The sequence below is a fragment of the Chelativorans xinjiangensis genome (assembly GCF_009812055.1).
GTDB classification, from domain to species: Bacteria; Pseudomonadota; Alphaproteobacteria; order Rhizobiales; family Rhizobiaceae; genus Chelativorans; species Chelativorans xinjiangense.
Genome location: NZ_WQNH01000001.1, coordinates 296,291 through 313,397, shown reverse-complemented (window position 1 = coordinate 313,397; position 17,107 = coordinate 296,291). Strand labels below are relative to the sequence as shown.

The following is a 17,107-nucleotide window of genomic DNA, read 5'->3' as shown; positions in this document are numbered from 1 at the left end:
CTAGTTTTCCCTGCGCACGCTGCTCTCGTGCCAGCGCCGGAGCGAGAGCCAGGCGATGAACGAGGTGAGCGCGAAGATCGCGACGCCGAGCAGCGACAGGAGAATGAGCGCGGCGAAGAGCCGTGGAATGTTGAGCCGGTATTGCGCTTCGAGGAGCCGGAAGGCAAGGCCCGAATTGGCGCCTGCCGATCCCGCGGCGAATTCCGCCACCACGGCTGCAATCAGCGCCAGCCCGCCGCCGATCCTGAGCCCGGTCATGAAGTATGGCTGAGCCGCCGGGAGCTTGAGATAAAGCAGCGTCTGCCAGCGCGAGGCGCCGTAGAGGTCGAAAAGGTTCAGGAGGTGGTGGTCGACGCTCTTCAGGCCCTGCACCATGTTGGAGAGAATGGGGAAGAAGGCGACCAGGAAGGCGCAGATGAGGAGCGCCACCTGCGTGGTCGGCGCATAGATGAGGATCAGCGGTGCCACGGCCACGATGGGTGTCACCTGAAGGATCACCGCAAAGGGATAGAAGGCGAGTTCCACCCAGCGCGACTGCACGAGGAAGACAGCAAGGCCGACGCCGCCTAAAAGCGCCAGCGCGAGGGCCATGAAGGTGATCTTCGTCGTAACGAAGAGCGCCGGCCACAGCGTGCCCCAGTCGTTGAGGAGCGCGTCCGCAACGGTCAGCGGGCCGGGCAGGATATAGGGCGGCACGTCGTTCAGCCGCACATAGAGGTCCCACGCCAGAAGAGCCAGGAAAAGCATGAGAAGCGGCACGCTCACGCGCAGCAGCTTTTGCGACGTGCTGGCTCTGGCCGGAGCGGGCGCATCCGCCTGCCTCGACGGGATATTACCGCCGGCAATCGTCATCCGCACCCCGCCGCTCATGAGACAGGCTCTGCGCTTGCGATCGCTTCCTGGAGCGTGCGCGAGACGCGCTCACAGGTGGCGCGATACTCCTCGGAGGTGCGGTAATACCCGTCGCGCATATCGGCCCGCTCAAGCGGAACCTCGGCGAAAACTTGGCCGGGTCGAGCCTTCATGACGACGATGCGGCTCGAGAGATAGGCGGACTCGTAGACCGAGTGTGTGACGAAGATCACCGTCACGCCGGTCTGCCGCCACAGCCGCAGCACATCGTCGTTGAGCTTTTGCCGGGTGATCTCGTCGAGCGCGGCGAAGGGCTCGTCCATCAGCAGGAGCTTTGGCTTGGTCACCAGCGCGCGGGCGATGGAGACGCGCATCTTCATGCCCCCGGAAAGCTCTCGCGGATAGGCCTCCGCGAAATCCTCAAGGCCGACCATGGCGAGCGTTTCCATGATCTGGTCGCGGGCCTGGCGCTTTGGAAGATGTCTCAGCCGGAACGGCAGGTAGACATTGCCGAACACCGTCTGCCACGGCATCAGGGTCGGCTCCTGGAAGACGAAGCTTATGTCGCCCTGCGGCAGGCCCTTGCTGTTGATGCGCGAGCTCGGCCAATCGATGGTGCCGGAGCTCGCAACGCCGAGACCTGCGATGATGCGCAACGCCGTGGACTTGCCGCAGCCGGAGGGGCCGAGCAGGCTCAAAAACTCGCCGTTCTTCACGTCGAGCGACATGTCCGACAGAGCGAGCGTCCCGTTCGAGAAGACTTTCGAGACCTCCCGCATCGTCACCACCGGCCGGGCGGAGGCGCGCATGCCAACGACAAGCTCGCCGGGCGCATGCATTATGTTCATGTCTCGGCCCTTCACCCGCTTGCTCTGCCCGCCGTAGGCCGGGCTCAGCTTTTCACGTCCGTGCCGGTCTTCTTGCACACGAAATCCGTCGTATAGGACTGCTCGTAGTCGAGCGAAGCGTCGAGGAGCCCGATGCCGACCATGGACTCAAAGAAGCTCTTGTAGCGCTCATCGGTCATGCAACCGATGCCCATTTCGAGCGCGGCTCCGGATTCGATGATGCCGTACTCCTTCATCTTCTCGATGGAATAGGCGATCTGACCGTCGGTCATTTCCGGATTGTCGGTCTTGATCAGTTCATTGGCCGCGGCATTGTCGCCGTAGAGGTAGTTGTACCAGCCGACGATGCTGGCATCGACGAAGCGCTGCACAAGGTCCGGGTTCTCTTCGACCAGCGACTTCTGGGTGGTGATCATGGTCGAATAAGGAGCAAAGCCCTCATCGGCCAGGAGAAAGACCTTCGGCGTCCAGCCCGCCTGGTTCTCGATCTCGTAAGGCTCCGAGGTGAGGTAGCCCTGCTGGCCGGACTTCGGGTCGGCGAGGAAGGGCGCCGGATTGAACTGGTAGGGCTTGTACTGCTCGTCGCGGAAGCCGGTGCCGCGCGCCTTCATCCATTCGAAATAGGTGACGTAGCCGTCCTTGCCCATGAACAGGGTGTCAAGCTTGGCGAGGTCATCGAAGGTCTCGATGCCTTGGTCCGGATGCGCCATGAGGATCTGCGGATCCTTCTGGAAGATGGCCGCCACGTTGACGATCGGAATGCCGTTCTTGACAGCGTCGAAACCACCGAGTGTGCCGCCCATGTAGAAATCGATCTTGCCGGAGATCAGCAGCGCGCTGTTGGCCGCCTGCGGCCCGCCCTGCACGATGGTGACCTTCAGGCCGTATTTCTCGTAGGTACCGTCGGCCACTGCTTGATAGAAGCCGCCATGCTCGGCCTGCGCCAGCCAGTTGGTGCCGTAGGTCACCTCGTCCAACGCGAAGGCTTTTTCCGTACCTGGGCCGGCAAGCGCGAGCGCGGTTGCCGCCATGCTCAGTTTGCGCAAAAACATCATTCTCGTTCCCCTTCATCCCTTGGAATGCCGGGAGCCGGCATCTTGTTTTGCGGTATATTGAGCCCGCCTCTTGCACTGCGAAAAGCATCAAATTCCGCGCATATTGCTGCCTTTGAGGCATCACTGTATAGGTTTTGTGCATTTCCCTTTTCCTGCACGGAATTTCAGCACCCGAGACCGCCATGCTGCACTCCCGCAAGCTCCGATACATCGACGAAATCGCCCGCTGCGGTTCGATCCGCAAAGCGGCCAGCCGGCTGAACGTGGCTTCCTCCGCCGTCAACCGGCAGATCATCGCGCTCGAGGAGGAGATCGGTGCACCTATCTTTGAGCGCCTGCCGCGGGGCCTGCGGCTGACGGCGGCGGGGGAACTCTTCGTGGAGCACATCCGCGGCGTGATGAAGGACTATCAGCGGCTGGAGGCGCGTATCCGAGGGCTGAAGATGCCGCAGGCGGGCAAGGTGACCATGGCGACGACCGTGGGGCTCGCCGCGGGGCCGCTGCCCGGCGTCGTTGCGCGCTTTCTCGACCAGCACCCGCGCATGGCGATCCGTCTGCGGACCGATGGGCCGGAGAGTGTGCTCAATTCAGTGCTTACGGGGGAGGTGGACCTGGGTCTGGGCCTCAACCTGTCGCCCGCACCCGGCATCCGCGCGCTCGCCAGCTTCGAGGTGCCACTCGGTCTGGTCGTGGCGCCGGGGAACGCGCTCGCCCGTCAGAAGCAGGTGCACCTGGCGGACACGATCGGCATGCCGCTGGTGCTCGCTCACACCGACAGCAGCCTGCGGGATGTCATCAACCTGGCTTTGGCGCCGTTGAACGTGCCGGTCGAGCCGTTGCTCGAGACCAATTCGATGGAGATGCTGAAGCAACTCGTGAAGATCGGTACGGGTGTCACCTTCATGAATCCGCTCGACGTGATCGAGGACTGCCGGCGCGGCGAGCTGGCCTTCCTGCCGCTTGCCGACAGGCATATCCGCAAGCAGCCGTTGAAGCTGATCGCGCGTGCCCGCGCGCCGTTCGACGCGACGGCGAGCGTGTTCGTCGAGCATCTGACGTCGGTTCTGGCCGAACTGACCGCCGAATTTCACTCGGCATAGAGACGCGCCAGCGGAAACCGAACCACGTCTTCCAGGAGTTCAATGAAGCCCGCCACCTGATGGTGGGCGGTCGCGGCACCCTTTTCCGCCGTGGCCTTGGAGGCATCGCCCACCACGCCGAGTGGATTGAGATCGCGCGCGATCCAGGCGAGCCCATGGAGTCCCGCGGGGCGGATGTGGCGGTATTCCTTCGCCATCTTCTCGCTGGCGGAGCCAAAGTCCCGAGCCTTCTCCATGCGCACCAGGTCCGGGCGGAAGTGGAGCATCAGGGAGGTTTCCACGTCGCCACCGTGGATTCCAAAGGTGTTCTCGCGCGCATCATAGAGCCCGTCGGGCGTGCCGAAGCGGCTCCATTGCGTCGTCACCGCCACCATGCCGTGGCGGACCCTAAGCTCACGCGCGACGATATTCATGAGGTCGACATTGCCGCCGTGAGAATTGACGAGCACGATCTTGCGCAGGCCGGTTTCGGCCACCTTCTCGCCGACCGCCGTCCACGCCTCGATGAGAAGCCCCGCCGGCAATGACAGCGTCCCCAGCCCATATTTGTGCTCGTTCGCCTTGCCGATTTCCTGAACGGGCAGAACGAGAACCCGAAGATGCTCGGGGAGCCCCGCCCGCAGCTCCTGCAGCATGCCGGCCGCGATCGCCGCGTCGGTGGCAAGCGGCAGATGGGGCCCATGCTGCTCCGTGGAGGCAAGCGGCAGGATGGCCACCGCATCTTCAGGCGACAGGCCTTCGAAGTCGAACGTGGTCATCTCGTTCCAGAAAAAAGGCGCCCTCACTGGTCTTCCCCGATGGTCGGACATGGCATCGACCTAGGCCACGAAGGCGGTAGAGGAAAAGCATCAATTTGCGTGCAGAGTGCTCTCTTGTCGGCATCGCCTTCACGGTGCGCACGATGATCGCCGCACTGGGGATCAATCCGCATTGGGTCTTTGCGCGTTTCGCAGGAACTTTCCCCGCCTCGGCCAATTCCGCAGGGTTTATGACTTGCGTTCGCGCACCCGCGTGCCGCCCGCACCCGGCGCCGCTGCAGCCAGCCCGTCCCAGGCGGCCATGGCGCAGGCCGCGACGGAAAGCAGCGTCTCGTACGAGGCGCCGTCACGCGCCTGGATCGACATGCCATGCTGCACCGTTGCATAAAACGACGCGACGGCAAGACAGTCCAGGCCTTCGGGCATTTCTCCCTCCCGCACGGCGCGCTCCAGCCGGTCGCGCAACGTTGCGACATTCGCCGCACGCTTGTCCCGCAGTTCCCGACAGACATTCGCATTGGCGTCGGTTGCGTTGAGCGCACTGAGCACGATCAGGCAACCGGCGGGCTGTCCGGGCCGCGTATAAGCTCTGGCAGTTGCGACAAGGAAGCGTTCGAACGCTTCGTACGCGGTCGACGCTTCCGGGATCGCGCTCCATATCTCTGTGCCTTCCGTCTCGAAAAGCGCGACAGCCTCCCGGAATAGAGCCTCTTTCGAACCGAAGGCGGCATAAAGGCTGGGCGAGTTGATCCCCATCGCCGCGGTCAGATCGGACAGCGAGGCGCCGTCATACCCTTTGGCCCAGAACACCTCCATGGCCTGCCGCAAGGCGGCGGCGCGGTCGAAGCTGCGTGGGCGACCTCTCTCGACCATTAAACCTCTTTCTGTGATGACCGATACATAAATTGCTTGACCGTGCGATGCAAGATCGGCATGAAATATGTATCGACCGATACATAAAGGAGAATTGGGATGTCACGACTTGAAGGCAAGGCAGCGCTGGTGACCGGCGGCAGCCGCGGCATTGGTGCCGCGATCGCGCGGCGTCTTGCAAGCGACGGCGCCGATGTCGCCGTCACCTATGCACGGTCGAGCGAGAAGGCGGAGGCGGTTGCGGCGGAGATCCAGGCGCTGGGACGTAAGGGTTTGGCGATTGCTGCCGACAACATGGACGCGTCCGCCGTCTCGGCCGCAGTGGACAAAGCAGCCGCCGACTTCGGGCGGCTCGATATCCTGGTCAACAACGCCGGTATCTTCACTCATGGCACGCTGGAGGAGATTTCGCTCGAGGACTTCGACGCGACAGTCGCCGTCAACACGCGCGCCGTCTTCGCTGCGTCAAAGGCCGCAGCCGGGCATATGAGGGAAGATGGCCGCATCATCTCCATCGGCAGCAATTTGGCCGAACGGGTTCCCTGGCCCGGCATCAGCCTCTACGCGCTCAGCAAGGCCGCCCTCATCGGATTGACCAAGGGCTTGGCGCGCGACCTCGGACCGCGCGGAATAACGGTCAACATCGTCCATCCTGGTTCCACCGAGACAGACATGAACCCCGCAGACGGACCGCAGTCAGACCTGCAGCGCGGCGCGATGGCCATTTCCCGCTACGGCCGACCGGAGGATGTCGCAAGCCTCGTTACCTGGCTCGCCGGGTCAGAGGCGCGCTCCGTAACCGGCGCGGCCTTGACGATCGACGGCGGTGCCAACGCATGAGAAACGTGTCAGGGCATCGGCGGCCGAGCCGGCAACCGTTACTTCACGAGCCAGCGCCACTTGGTCTTGATTTGTGACGGAGCGGATCTAGGTGTTGCCCACTTTGGAGGCTGAAACAGTGACCTGACCAAGGAGTTCCAGCCGATGACCGCTCACAAGTTCGATCAGCCCATTTCAGTTTTCTTAGGCCTCGGCTTCCCCCGTGAAGTCAATTCCGTATTGGATGCCTACGACCTGCTCCTCGAATGGAACGGAATTCCCGACCTGGACTATCACGCTGCCGTGGACGTCTGCAGCAAAGCCCTCAATGGAGAAAGAACGGTTCAAGAAGCGCGGGAAGCGTTCAGGCGGTTTGCCAACAATCGGGGGATCCTGTCAGAGCGGGTCCTCGAACGCGCTGCTAGAGCAATTCCAGGAAAAGTGGAAACCGATTTTCCGCCCGGAATTGCGACAAAACAATAAGTTAGACCAGTTCATCGATTCCATGAACGATGAACTGGTCTAAGAATGTCGCGCAGGATCGGCCAACGCCCCGCGCCTGACACGGACCGGAGCGCCGGCTACCGGCTTTGCTCGCGGATCACCGCGCCGATCGGATCGATCGCCTCTGGCTGCGCGTTGTAGGAAAGCGCGCTGTGTTGCGAGACAGTTTGCGGGGCAGCGGCGGCGGTCTGCTCGATCGGAGGCGGCGCCACGGGCTGCGTTACCAGATGCCTGCTTCGTTTCTCGTAGAACGCGTTGCCGCCGGCAACGAGCACATAGTGCATGTTCTTGTAGGGGAACGTGAGCCCCGCGGTGTGGAAGAACATGGATTTCCGCACTCCGGGATGCCGCTCGCCCCTCAGCACCGCGTCGGCGGCACTTTGCACATCCGGCAGCGCCTTCGAATTCATCGACCGGGAAAGCACGCCAGGCGCGAACTGCCCCTTTTGCCCAACGACGCCGCAGATCGTATCGGGATATTCCTCGGAATCGACCCGGTTCATGACCACCGTGCCGACAGCCACCAGCCCGTCACGGCTCGACCTGTTGGACTCGAAGAACATGGCGCGCTCCAGGCACTTCCTGTCCTTCTGTGTATAGGCATGAGACCTTGTGCCGACGGACGATGTAGCGACGCCATCAACGCTCTGGGCACACCCCGCAAGCACCAAGAGCGACGTGATGAGGCTTGGAACAAGCGGCGTCCTCGATCCCCCGGCAATCATAAAATACGTCTCATCGCTGCCCCGACGACAGTTTGCGGCTGCGGCAAGAATGAGAAAATTAACGGCGAAAAGATGTCAACGAAAGGTCGCGTCTCTCCAAGACCGGAGAGGGATACCAATCAATAACGGCTACATTGGAACAAAAAAGGGGAGGGGGAACAAAAAAAGGGAGGGCCGAAGCCCTCTCCAAGTTCCACAATCGCCTGGGAGGAGGCGCGTTGGGTTCCCTCTTCTACATCACCTGTTGGATGGAGACTGTGAGGATGTTCACACTCGCTGCGGTCATCTTGCCTCGCACGACCTCTACTCCGCCGCTTGAGGAAGGGGGAGGGGCAGGGAATGCTGTACGTCCTCCTCCTCGTCGACCGGCGACAGCAGGTCCGGTCGCCGGACCCGATAGAAGGCGGCATAGAGCGCGGGGACGAACAGGATCGTGAGCACCGTCGCCACCGCAAGCCCGCCCATGATGGCGAAGGCCATCGGCCCCCAGAACACGTTTTGCGACAGGGGCACCATGGCGAGAATTGCCGCGAGGGCAGTCAGCACCACCGGCCGCGACCGCCGCACCGTCGCTTCGATGATGGCTTCCCACTCCGGCTTGCCTTCGTCGAGGTCGTGCTTGATCTGGTCGACGAGGATCACCGTGTTGCGCATGATCATGCCGGCGAGCGCGATGAGGCCGAGGAGCGCGACGAAGCCGAAGGGCTGGTTGAAGACCAGGAGGCCCAGGGTGGCGCCGATGAGGCCGAGCGGCGCGGTGGCGAAGACAAGCACCAGGCGCGAGAAGCTCTGCAGCTGGATCATCAGGATCGTCAGCATGGCAAGCGCCATGAAGGGGAAGACCTCGAACAGGGCCGCGTTCGCCTTGGCGCTTTCTTCGATGGAACCGCCCATCTCGATGCGGTAGCCGACGGGCAACTCCTCGATCAGCGGCTGCAGAGCCGGCCAGATCTCCGCCGAGACGTCGGGCGGCTGGACGCCGGCCGGCACGTCGGCGCGCACGGTGATCAGCATGTCGCGGTTCTGCCGCCACAGGATCGGCTCCTCGTGGCCGTAGACGACGCGCGCCACCTGGGACAGCGGCACCGGCGCGCCGCCGCGCGTGGCGATGGTGAGGTCGCCGAGATGTGCCACGTCGAGGCGTTCTTCCTCGACGGCGCGGGCAACCACGTCGACCACCTCGATACCGTCGCGCACCGACGTCACGGTAAAGCCGGATAGCAGCGTCTGCAATGTGCGGCCGATGTCCTGCGGCGTGAGCCCCAGCGCACGGGCGCGGTCCTGGTCGATCTCCAGGCGGATCGACTTTGCTTGCTCGTTCCAGTCAAGATTGGGATCGAGCGCGCGCGGGTTCTCAGCCACGATATCGCGCACCCGATAGGCGATGCGGCGCACCTCGAGCGGGTCCGGCCCGATGACGCGGAACTGGACGGGAAAGCCCACCGGGGGGCCGAAAACGAGTTCGGTCACGCGCACGCGCGCTTGCGGCAGGCCGCCTTCGTCCACGAAGCTCTGCAGCCGCGCCTTGACACGGTCGCGCGCCGCCGCATCCTCCGTATACATGACCAGGATCGCGTAGTTCGGCTTGGGCAGTTCAGGGTTCGAGGCGAGGAACCAGCGCGGGGCGCCGGCGCCCGTATAGGTGGCGTAGGTCAGCACCTCCTCGTCAGTTGCGACAACCTCTTCCATCTCGCGCGCGGCGGCTTCCGTCGCCTTGAATGGGGCGCCCTCGGGCAGGCGGATCTCGACCATCAGTTCGGGCCGTGGCGAGGTTGGGAAGAACTGCTGCTGCACGAAGCCGAAGGCCCAGATCGAGGTGGTGAACAGGCCGACGACCGCGGCGATGACGAGCCAACGCCAGGAGATGCACCAGTCGATCATCGTGCGTAGCCCGTGATAGAGGCGCGTATCGTAGATGTCGTGATGCCCGCCTTCGCCGGCCGCCTTCACCTTATGGAAGTTCGGCAGGAGCTTGACGCCGAGATAGGGCGTGAAGATCACAGCTACGAACCAGGACGCAACGAGCGCGATGGTCACCACCCAGAAGATGCCGCCGGCATATTCGCCGGCCGTCGACTGGGCGAAACCGACCGGCAGGAAGCCGGCGGCGGTTACCAGCGTGCCGGTGAGCATCGGGAAGGCCGTCGAGGTCCAGGCAAATGTCGCCGCCTTCAGCCGGTCGAAACCCTGCTCCATCTTCACCACCATCATCTCGACGGCGATGATAGCGTCGTCGACGAGCAGCCCGAGCGCGATGATGAGGGCGCCAAGCGTGATGCGCTCGAGGCTCATTCCAAGGAGATCGAGCGCGATCATGACGATCGCCAGCACCAGTGGGACGGTGAGCGCCACCACGATGCCCGTGCGCCAGCCGAGCGACAGGAAGCTCACCGCCAGCACCACGGCGAGCGCTTCCATGAAGACCTTGACGAACTCGCCGACGGACTCCTCGACCACATGCGGCTGGTCCGCGACCAGCTCCACATCGAGCCCGACGGGCAGGTCGGCGCGCACCTCCTGCATGGCTTCCTTGAGGTTTTCGCCGAGCGTCAGGATATTGGCGCCTTCGGCCATGACGACACCGATGGCGATCGCCGGCTGGCCCTCGTGCCGCACCGTATAGGTCGGCGGGTCTTCATAGCCGCGCCGCACGTCGGCAATGTCGCCGAGCCGGAACACGGTGCCGCCCGCGGCGACGGGAACGGCAGCGACCGCCTCCACTCCCTTGAGCGCGCCTTCGACGCGCAGGAAGAGCCGGTCGGACGCCGTCTCGATCTCGCCGGCGGGCGTTACCGCGTTCTGCGCGGCGATGGAGTTGAAGATCGCCTGCGGGTCGATGCCGAGCGTGGCGAGCTTGGAATGGGAGAACTCAACGAAGATTCGCTCGCCCTGATCGCCATAGAAGCGGACCTTCTCCACATCCGGCACCCGCAGGAGCCGCTGACGGATTTCCTCCGCCGCATCCTTCAGGTCGCGCATCGAGGCGCCTCCGCCCGACAGCATGTAGAGCGCGCTGTCGACGTCGCCGAACTCGTCGTTGAAGAAGGGGCCGATAACATCGGAGGGAAGCGAGGAGCGGATGTCGCCCACGCGCTTCCTCACCTGGTACCAGATGTCGGCCACCTCACCTGGAGGAGTGGTGTCTTTAAGCTGCACCTGCATGTAGGTGGAGCCGGGCTTGGAATAGGTGGTGACCTTGTCGAAATAGGGGATTTCCTGCAGCGTCTTCTCGATCGGGTCGGCGACCTGGCGCTGGATCTCGCCCGCCGCCGCGCCCGGCCACACGGCGGTGACCACCGCCACCTTGATGGTGAAGCTCGGGTCCTCCGCCCGCCCCAGCCGGGCGTAGGAATAGACACCGCCGAGCGACAGGACGATGATCAGGAAGAGAACCAGCGTCTGGTGGGTGACCGCCCACCGCGAAAGATTGAAGTTCTGCATGGCTCCCCTCCGATCATTCGGTGCTGGCGGATTGGATTTCAGCCACCCGCACCGTGGTGCCCGCTTCGAGCTTCTGCACGCCGAGAGTGACAACCTGCTCGCCTTCGTTAAGCCCGTCGCTGATGACCGCATCCTCGGATCGGTAGGCCTCGACGACGACCGGCCGGCGTTCGAGCTCGTTGGAGGTCGGATCGACCACGAATACGACCGGTCCACGGCCGTCGTCGAGAAGTGCGGTCATCGGCACGCGCGCAACCGGCGTCCGGTCGCCCTTGGTGAGCGATACCGATGCAGTCATCCCGAGGCGCACGGTCGCGTCCGCGTCCGGGATGGAGAAACGCACGGGATAGGTGCGGCTTGTTCGATCAGCCTCCGGCGCGATCTCGCGCAGGCGTGCCGTATAGGTGGCGTCGCCTGCCCACAGGGTGACCTCGGCCGTGGAAGCGTCGAGATCGGCAAGGCGGCTTTCAGGAATCGCTACCTCGACCTCCTTCTCGTCGAGGCGGGCGACGGTCACCACCGGCTGGCCCGCCGATACCACCTGGCCGGCCTCGGCCGACGTGGCGCTGACGGCGCCGGCGGCGGAGGCCTTGAGCTCCGCGTATTCCATTTGGTTGGCCGCGAGGTCGACCGTGCGCTCCGCCCGCTCGAGCCGCGAGCGGGCCTCGTCGAAGGCGAGCAGCCGGGCGTCGAGCGCGGCTTGCGCAACATGGCCACGCTTGAAGAGGGCGCGCGCCCGCTCGGCGTCGGCCTCGGCCGTGCCAAGCCCGGCACGTGCGGCCCTCAATTCGGCCTCGCCCTGCTGAAGCTGCAGGCCGAGATCGATGGGGTCGAGGCGCGCCAGAACCTGGCCTTTCTCCACCTGGTCGCCGACATCGACCAGCCGTGCGGCGACCTTGCCGCCGACCCGGAAGGCCTCCGCCACCTCGATGCGCGGCGCGACGGTGCCCGTGTAGGTGCGCGTCTCTGCCAAGGGTTGAAGCTCTACCGTGGTTACCCGCACCACCGGATCCGGGCGCTCGACCACCTCCGCCTCCTGGCACGAGGCGAGCGCCACCGTCGCCGTCAGAACTGCAATCCACTTCGCCGCTGCCGGCCTCATGTTTCACCTCACTGGTGTGAATACTTACTAGTGATAACTCTCTACATTCATCAGCATCCGGGTGCACGAAGTCCCCCCGCGGCGGGCGGGCTTTGCTAGCCCGTCTTTCCGAGAGCCTTCAGGATGAAGCGGATCTGCCCGCGCAGGTCTGCCTCGGTGTCTTCACCGTGCCGGATGCAGTGTTCGATCAGAAGCGGATGGAAGAACGGGATGAACGAGATCTTGACCGCCCGCGCCGCTGCCGCCGGATCATCGACCTGGAATTCACCCGCCTCGACGCCCTCGCGGATGATCGCTTCGAAGATCGTCGTCATCCGGTCGATATGTTCCTTGATGATCGGCCAATTCTCCTCCATGGCCACCGCGATCATGTCGTGGGTCTTCTTTTCCTTGATCAGCGTGGATTTGTTGTGCCGGTGGATCGCCGTCAAAAGCCGGTCGATCTTCTCGGCAGCCGTCGCCTTTGTCCGCGCGACGGCAAAAGCCAAATCCACGATCTCCTGTGTCACGCGCCCGCAGATCGACTCGTTGATGGCGCCCTTGGAGGGAAAGAAACGGTAGATGTTGGCCGGGCTCATGCCGAGTTCGGAGGCGATGTCGGCCACCGACGTCTTCTGGTAGCCGATGCGGCGAAAGTGATCCTCCGCCACTTCCAGAATGCGCACGCGCATCTCGTCAGGATCGGTTCGCGTTCGGACCGGGCGACTCATCGGCGTCTCCAAAAAATGATGAATATTGATATTCGTCACAATTCATTTTGTCAAGCCCGTTGAAAGCGGCTGGCGTGTCGATGTCAGGCATGGTCCTCGGGTCAAGCCTGGGGACCCATGCCTGAACGGTCCAATAGACAAAACGGTCAAAGCTAAGGGCGGTCGGTATTAGCCGCTGTGCCGGTGCCGGCGAAGTGACTGGCACTCCGCCGGCTATGCTCTTAGATCATGATGACGCTTCGTTGAATCGTCATCCCGATCTATCCCTTTGTTTCAGCATGATCTTTTCCGAAAACCGGTATCCACTTTTCGGGATCATGCTCTAGGCGAATTCCCGGCTGATAAGGAGATCTTCGACACGAACCGGGAAGCGCCGGACACGCACGCCGGTCGCGTGCCAGACCGCATTGGCGATAGCGCCCACCGTACCCGTGATGCCGATCTCGCCCACTCCCTTCACACCGATCGGATTGACGTGAGGATCGTCCTCCGGGATCAGGATCGCATCGAGCGAGGGCACGTCCGCGTTGACGGGAACGTGATACTCGGCAAGATCGGCATTCATGATCCGCCCTGTCCGGCGGTCGGCAATCGCTTCCTCGTGCAGCGCGAAGGAGGCGCCCCAGATCATGCCGCCGAAATACTGGCTGCGTACGAGACGGGGATTGATGATCCTGCCGGCAGCGAAAGCTCCGACCAGTCGCGCCACCCGGATCTGGCCGAGGTCGGGATCGACCTTCACCTCGGCAAAGACCGCGCCGTGCGAGTACATCGCGTGGGCCGAAGCAACCGCCGGGTCGCGGGCGGTCTTGGCGGTGCCGACGACGTCGCTGCGACCGGCACGCGCCAGAATCTCCGCATAGCTCTCGCCGCGGCTCTCGTCGTCGCGGCGGTGAAGCCGGCCGGAGCGGGCGACAACGCCGATATTCCCGGCGCCGAAAAGCGGCGAGGCGGGATCGTTGGTGGCGAGCTCCGCAAGCCGGGCGATCGCATCCTCGCCGGCATTGTGCAGTGCCAGTCCCGCGCTGGCGGTATGGCCGGAGCCTCCAGCGATGCCGCCGTCGGGCAGGCTCGATATGCCGGAATGGAGCTCGACCTGGTCGGGATCGAGGCCCAGAGCCTCTGCCGCGATCTGGGCAAGCGCCGTCCAGGCGCCTTGCCCCATATCGGCGCCTGCCGTTTCCATCAGCGCCGTGCCGTCGGCGCGCAAGGTGGCACGCGCCTCAGCCGGAAAGTGCGGACAATGGAAGACCGCCGTGCCCATGCCCCAGCCGATGAGGAAACCATTTTCGTCGCGCATCGTGCGCGGCGCGAGCGGCCGTCCGGACCAGCCGAAGCGCTTGGCTCCCTCGGCATAGCATTCGCGCAGCGCCTTGGAGGAAAAGGGCTTGCCGGTAACCGGCTCCGTTTCGGCGTAGTTGGCGAGCCTGAAGTCGAGCGGGTCCATGCCGCAGGCTTCGGCCGCCTCGTCCATCGCGACTTCAAGCGCAGCCGAGCCGGATGCGAGGCCCGGCGCACGCATCGGCCCCGGCGTGCCGACGTCGAGCCGCAGGCCTTCATGCTCGGCGAGAATGGCGGGGCTCGCATAGAGCGGCAGCGATGCGTTGGCCGCCGGCTCGAGAAATTCGTCGAAGCTGGAGGTGGTGCAAAGCGCCTGATGGTGAAGTGCGGTCAGGCGCCCCTCTTCATCCACGCCGAGGCGCAGCTTCTGCCAAGTACGGCCGCGGTGCCCGACCGGGCCGTACATCTGCGCTCGGGTGAGCGCCAGCTTGACCGGCCGGTTGAGCATGCGCGCGGCAAGGATGGCGAGGATCTGCGGCCCGTTGAGGATCGCCTTCGAGCCGAAGCCGCCGCCGAGGAAGGGCGAGCGGATCAGCACGTTCTCGGCCGGAATGCCGAAATAGGCCGCATAGGATGCGCAACTCAGCGCCAGCGTCTGGTTCGGCATGTCGATCGTCACGCGGTCGCCGTCCCACTGGGCGACGACGGCGTGCGGTTCCATCGCATTGTGATATTGCGGCGGAGTGACATAGTCGGCCTCCGTCACCCGAACGGCGGCGGCGAGACCCGCCTCGATGTCGCCATGGGCCGTGCGTGCCGGTGCGCCGATGCCGATCCCCTCGGGATCGAAGCGTTTGCCGCTTTCCAGGTCCGTGCGAGCCGGCTCGACTTCATATACGGGGTTGAGCAGCGCGGCACCTTCCGTCGCGGCCTCCAGCGTCTCGGCGATCACGATCGCGATCGGCTGGTTGACGTAGCGCACGGTATCGTCCTGCAGCACCTCCACGCGGAAGCCGAAGGGCGGCATCTTCTCGTCCGGATCATGCGCCAGCGGCGGTCGGTTGGCCGGTGTGAGAACCTCGACGACGCCGGGATGCGCCTTGGCGGCCTCGACGTCGAGCGCCGTGACGCGCCCGCGCGCGATGCTGCTTACGGCCGTCACGGCGTAGAGAATGCCATCGGGGTGGTTGTCGGCCGCATAGGTCGCGCGCCCGGTGACCTTGAGAACGCCGTCGCGGCGCGTCAGCGGCTGGCCGGCACTGGACCCGTGCCGACGGTGCTGGGGAAGGGGAGAAGTGGTCTCAAGCGGCATGGTTCGCTCCGGGAGTTGTCGAGAAGGGCGAGGCCGGCAGCGCAGGGATGGCTTCCGGCGTGCCCTCGAGCGCGAGGGTCAGGGCGCGCGCGACGATGCGGCGCGCCAGTTCGATTTTGAAGGCGTTGTCGCCGGAGGGGCGCGCCTCCGCGAGCGCGATTTCGGCTGCCTTGGCGAATGCCTCGGGGGTTGCCTCAGCGCCTGCCAGCGAAGCCTCCGCCTCGCGCGCCCGCCAAGGTTTCGCCGCAACGCCGCCGAGCGCGATGCGCGCCTTGCGGATCGCACCGGCTTCCATTTCCAGCGCGGCGGCCACTGATACGACGGCAAAGGCAAAGGAAGTGCGCTCGCGCAGTTTCAGGTAGCGCGCATTGTGCGCAAATGCTGTCGCTTCGGCTGGAATCTTGAGCGAAACGATCAGTTCGCCGGGCGCCAATGCCGTTTCCTGTTCCGGCGCGGCGCCGGGCAGGACATGCAGCGCGTCGACGGGAATCTCGCGGGCGCCCCGCGTGCCTTCCACCTCGGCCACGGCATCGAGCGCCACGAGCGGCACACAGAAATCGGAGGGGTGGGTGGCAATGCAGTGCTCGCTCCAGCCGAGCACGGCGTGGAGGCGATTTTCCCCTTCGCGCGCGTCGCAGCCCGATCCCGGTGCCCGTCGGTTGCAGGCGCTTGCCAGATCGTGGAAATAGGCACAGCGCGTACGCTGCATCAGATTGCCGCCTATGGTCGCCGCATTGCGAAGCTGTGCCGAGGCTCCCGAAAGCAGCGCTTCGGCAACGGCCGGAAAGGTCCGCGCGAAGCGGTCGTCATAGGCAAGGTCCGAATTTCTAACCAGCGCACCGACCCGCACACTGCCGTCCGGCAGCCATTCGATGCGATCGAGACCGGGCAGCCGCGTGATGTCGATGACCCGCTCGGGCCGTGCTGTCCCGCCCTTCATCAGGTCGAGCAGGTTGGTACCGGCCGCGAGATAGGTCGACCCGGGTACAGCCGCAGCTTCCACAGCCTCCGGCACGCTGGCCGGCCGGATATAGTCGAAACGGTTCATGCCGCGTCCCTCCGGTTGCGTTCTGCGAGATCCTTCTGCGCCTCCAGCACCGCTTCGGTGATGCCCTGGTAAGCACCGCAGCGGCAGATATTGCCGCTCATCAGTTCGCGGATGCGCTCGGGGTCGTCACCCGCGTTACCCTCGGAGATGAGACCGACGGCGCTCATGATCTGGCCCGGCGTGCAGTAGCCGCACTGGAAGCCGTCATGCGCGATGAAAGCGGCCTGGACCGGATGCAGGTCCTCACCATCGGCAAGCCCTTCGATGGTGGTGATCTCCGCCCCGTCGAGGCTGGCAGCCAGCGCGAGGCATGAGTTGATGCGCCGCCCATCGACCAGCACGGTGCAGGCGCCGCACTGGCCCCGGTCGCACCCCTTCTTGGTGCCTGTCAGGTGGAGCCGCTCGCGCAACAGGTCGAGCAGCGTCACGCGTGGGTCGTCCAGCGCGATCTCGCGCTTGAGACCATTGATCGTGAGGCTGATGGAGAGTGACATATGGTACCCCATTCAGTGATTGTGATGTATGGATCGGAGCCACCAAGGGTGGCAGAGGATGCGGGCGCGGGAAGGAAGTGACGCGAACGCCCTTCGGCCCTGGCCGGGAATGCGTGCCTTTGTGCGATCGCCCGGTGTGGAACTTATTTATACGGAGGATGCCTCCGTTTATCAAGAGGGAAAGA

At 64.4% G+C, this 17,107-nt stretch carries 14 protein-coding genes and 1 pseudogene; 3 read left to right on the top strand and 12 right to left on the bottom strand.

The genetic code is table 11. The annotated features are described in order from the left end of the window. The 3 genes from GM910_RS01415 to GM910_RS01405 are packed head-to-tail and all read right to left on the bottom strand — an operon-like array spanning position 1 to position 2,731. Positions 1–852, bottom strand: coding sequence for an ABC transporter permease (locus tag GM910_RS01415; protein ID WP_159585773.1), 852 nt, complete (start codon positions 850–852; stop codon positions 1–3). 14 nt (positions 853–866) lie between these two features. Beyond that, positions 867–1,691, bottom strand: a complete 825-nt coding sequence (locus GM910_RS01410; RefSeq protein ID WP_159585772.1) for an ABC transporter ATP-binding protein — start codon at positions 1,689–1,691, stop codon at positions 867–869. Between the two features lie 53 nt (positions 1,692–1,744). Continuing rightward, the gene (locus tag GM910_RS01405) at positions 1,745–2,731 is read right to left on the bottom strand and encodes an ABC transporter substrate-binding protein (protein ID WP_246225817.1); all 987 of its coding nucleotides are present in this window, start codon (positions 2,729–2,731) and stop codon (positions 1,745–1,747) included. A gap of 206 nt (positions 2,732–2,937) precedes the next feature. Here GM910_RS01405 and GM910_RS01400 point away from each other — a divergent pair, with 206 nt between their 5' ends. Then, positions 2,938–3,855: a LysR family transcriptional regulator gene (locus tag GM910_RS01400; protein ID WP_159585686.1), complete on the top strand. Its 918-nt coding sequence runs from the start codon at positions 2,938–2,940 to the stop codon at positions 3,853–3,855. Here GM910_RS01400 and GM910_RS01395 read toward each other — a convergent pair. Both GM910_RS01395 and GM910_RS01390 read right to left on the bottom strand, forming a co-directional pair. Continuing rightward, positions 3,843–4,664 carry a creatininase family protein gene (locus GM910_RS01395; RefSeq protein WP_159585685.1) on the bottom strand — a complete coding sequence of 274 codons (822 nt, stop codon included), beginning with the start codon at positions 4,662–4,664 and terminating at the stop codon, positions 3,843–3,845. The genes GM910_RS01400 and GM910_RS01395 overlap by 13 nt on opposite strands. 177 nt (positions 4,665–4,841) lie before the next feature. Beyond that, on the bottom strand, positions 4,842–5,486 hold the full coding sequence (locus GM910_RS01390) for a TetR/AcrR family transcriptional regulator (protein ID WP_159585684.1): 645 nt from the start codon (positions 5,484–5,486) through the stop codon (positions 4,842–4,844). Positions 5,487–5,579: 93 nt separating this feature from the next. Between GM910_RS01390 and GM910_RS01385 the strand changes: the two genes are divergently transcribed. Both GM910_RS01385 and GM910_RS01380 read left to right on the top strand, forming a co-directional pair. Next, on the top strand, positions 5,580–6,326 hold the full coding sequence (locus tag GM910_RS01385; RefSeq protein WP_425482643.1) for a 3-oxoacyl-ACP reductase family protein: 747 nt from the start codon (positions 5,580–5,582) through the stop codon (positions 6,324–6,326). A 144-nt stretch (positions 6,327–6,470) separates the two neighbouring features. Next, on the top strand, positions 6,471–6,788 hold the full coding sequence (locus GM910_RS01380) for a DUF982 domain-containing protein (protein WP_159585682.1): 318 nt from the start codon (positions 6,471–6,473) through the stop codon (positions 6,786–6,788). A 128-nt stretch (positions 6,789–6,916) separates the two neighbouring features. Here the strand turns inward: GM910_RS01380 and GM910_RS01375 are convergent. The 7 genes and pseudogenes from GM910_RS01375 to GM910_RS01345 all read right to left on the bottom strand — a co-directional run. Beyond that, a pseudogene (locus tag GM910_RS01375) lies at positions 6,917–7,534 on the bottom strand (cell wall hydrolase); the annotation flags it as partial. 303 nt (positions 7,535–7,837) lie between these two features. After that, the gene (locus GM910_RS01370; RefSeq protein ID WP_159585680.1) at positions 7,838–10,975 is read right to left on the bottom strand and encodes an efflux RND transporter permease subunit; all 3,138 of its coding nucleotides are present in this window, start codon (positions 10,973–10,975) and stop codon (positions 7,838–7,840) included. Between the two features lie 13 nt (positions 10,976–10,988). Next, positions 10,989–12,077, bottom strand: coding sequence for an efflux RND transporter periplasmic adaptor subunit (locus tag GM910_RS01365; protein ID WP_159585679.1), 1,089 nt, complete (start codon positions 12,075–12,077; stop codon positions 10,989–10,991). A gap of 95 nt (positions 12,078–12,172) precedes the next feature. Then, positions 12,173–12,787, bottom strand: coding sequence for a TetR/AcrR family transcriptional regulator (locus tag GM910_RS01360; RefSeq protein WP_159585678.1), 615 nt, complete (start codon positions 12,785–12,787; stop codon positions 12,173–12,175). A gap of 322 nt (positions 12,788–13,109) precedes the next feature. Continuing rightward, complete coding sequence (locus tag GM910_RS01355; RefSeq protein ID WP_159585677.1) at positions 13,110–15,380, bottom strand: xanthine dehydrogenase family protein molybdopterin-binding subunit; 2,271 nt, start codon at positions 15,378–15,380, stop codon at positions 13,110–13,112. Beyond that, positions 15,370–16,428: an FAD binding domain-containing protein gene (locus GM910_RS01350; protein ID WP_159585676.1), complete on the bottom strand. Its 1,059-nt coding sequence runs from the start codon at positions 16,426–16,428 to the stop codon at positions 15,370–15,372. Before GM910_RS01350 ends, GM910_RS01355 begins: the two co-directional genes overlap by 11 nt. Then, positions 16,425–16,922 (bottom strand): (2Fe-2S)-binding protein, encoded by a 498-nt coding sequence (locus tag GM910_RS01345; protein WP_159585675.1) that lies wholly within the window; start codon positions 16,920–16,922, stop codon positions 16,425–16,427. The genes GM910_RS01350 and GM910_RS01345 overlap by 4 nt, the downstream gene beginning before the upstream one ends. Positions 16,923–17,107: the final 185 nt, after the last annotated feature.